This window comes from Butyricicoccus pullicaecorum (assembly GCF_002160355.1).
Classification (GTDB): domain Bacteria; phylum Bacillota; class Clostridia; order Oscillospirales; family Butyricicoccaceae; genus Butyricicoccus; species Butyricicoccus pullicaecorum.
The window spans coordinates 1-1,616 of the sequence record NZ_NFKK01000041.1; the positions used below are offsets into that span (position 1 = coordinate 1).

A 1,616-nucleotide genomic window follows, 5' to 3' on the forward strand; every position below is an offset into this window, starting at 1 on the left:
GTTAACGGACAATATGAAGAGTGTCGTGCTGCACCGGGATCTGGAGGGACATCCAGTCTGGCAGAAAGACTATGAAACCTTTATGCAAGCCTTGGCCTTCGAGACAAAATTTTGCAAGCCACGGCACCCATTTACCAAGGGCAAGGTGGAGCGGTTGGTTCGCTTTGTGAAAGACAATTTCCTGGCTGACCGAGTATTCTGCGATCTTACAGACCTGAATTGGCAGGCGCTGGAATGGTGCAACAAACAGAACGGAACATACCGCCGTACTGTGGATGGTGCGCCTCAAAAGATTCACGAAACTGTATGCGGAGAACAGTTGCGTATGGTGCCGGAGGATTCTGTCCGATTCTATCTCTGTCCAGAAAGAAAGATTTCCTTTGATGGCTTTGTAAATTACGAAGGCAGGCGTTTCGGTGTACCCTACAGCTATCCCGGCGCAACAGCGAGAGTAGAGCGCAGCGGTGATTTATTGCGCATCTATTCTGCTGATCTGAAGGTACTGCTGGTTACACATACCGTTACCTGGAGCCGAACCGACAGTTTCTGTGAAGGACAGTACGAATCCTTGCCACAGCCAGAAGAATTTCCCACAGCGCCTGTACAAACGCAGATCTTTCAGTTGCCAAAACCCTCTCAGGATCTCTCCTTTGCCAAATTCGATTTTGACAAGGAGGACCAGGTATGAAGGAAACAATCTTTGAGCAGGTGGCGTCCTCTGCTTCTGTTTTGAAGCTGGATCTTTCCGCTGAGGAATTCGCGCTGTTCGCAGAAGACCGGGAATTCTCGGAAGCTGGAATGGAGGCTGTACAGATGCTGCTCGGCTATCTCAGCGAAAAGAAACAGCAGACCACCATTCAGACCTTATTGAAGATGAGTCGTCTACCTACAAAAGCACCCAAGACCTTTGAGAATTTTGACTTTTCGTTGCTCAAAGGGAAAGATGTGGAACGCCTGAAGGTTTTGTCCTCCTTGAACGCTATCTACACTCACCGCAACCTGGCCTTTATTGGCCCGGCAGGCACAGGTAAAACGCATTTGGCTCAGGCTTTCGGATACGCCTGCTGCCAGCACGGGTTGAAAACCTATTTCATTAAGGCATCTGAACTCCGTGACAGATTCACAGCAGCCCGACGTTCCGGAAAGACTGATTCCTGCCTAAATGGTCTTGTGCGCCCTTCTTGCCTGATTATTGACGAGATTGGCCACTGTGCCTTTGACAAGGAGAATACCAGGCTGTTCTTTGACCTGATTGACCGGCGCTACAACAAGGAAGGCAGTTTCAATATGATCTTCACCAGCAACAAGAATCCGGCTCTCTGGCGTGAGGATTTCGAGGAAGACGCTACACTGCTGTGTACGCTGGACCGCATCTTTGACGATGCCACTGTGTTTAAGCTGCGTGGTGAAAGTTTCCGCGGAAAGAAACTGGAAACCGTCTCACTGCAAACTGGCAGGGTACCTACAGTTGAGCCGGCAGTAACGAAAGAATAACTAATCTATGAGTGCTGGGTTGTTGTCTCTCTTTTTGTTTATTCTACTAGCTCTGGGGTTCGCCGACAAAAATTGGTTAAATACTCCCGACAAAATATGGTCGCGATCTCCCGGCTCCAACA

Annotated in this window: 1 protein-coding gene and 1 pseudogene; both read left to right on the top strand. The window is 49.3% G+C overall.

Features of this window, described 5'->3' with window-relative positions:
• Positions 1 to 688, top strand: a pseudogene (locus B5F17_RS14395) (IS21 family transposase); the annotation flags it as partial.
• Complete coding sequence (locus tag B5F17_RS14400; protein ID WP_087374932.1) at positions 685 to 1,494, top strand: ATP-binding protein; 810 nt, start codon at positions 685 to 687, stop codon at positions 1,492 to 1,494. The pseudogene B5F17_RS14395 and the gene B5F17_RS14400, both read left to right, overlap by 4 nt.
• Positions 1,495 to 1,616 lie beyond the last annotated feature (122 nt).

Bases quoted from the DNA above. Each gene is read 5' to 3' on its own strand.
- B5F17_RS14400 (WP_087374932.1), top strand. From the start codon at position 685: ATGAAGGAAACAATCTTTGAGCAGGTGGCGTCCTCTGCTTCTGTTTTG.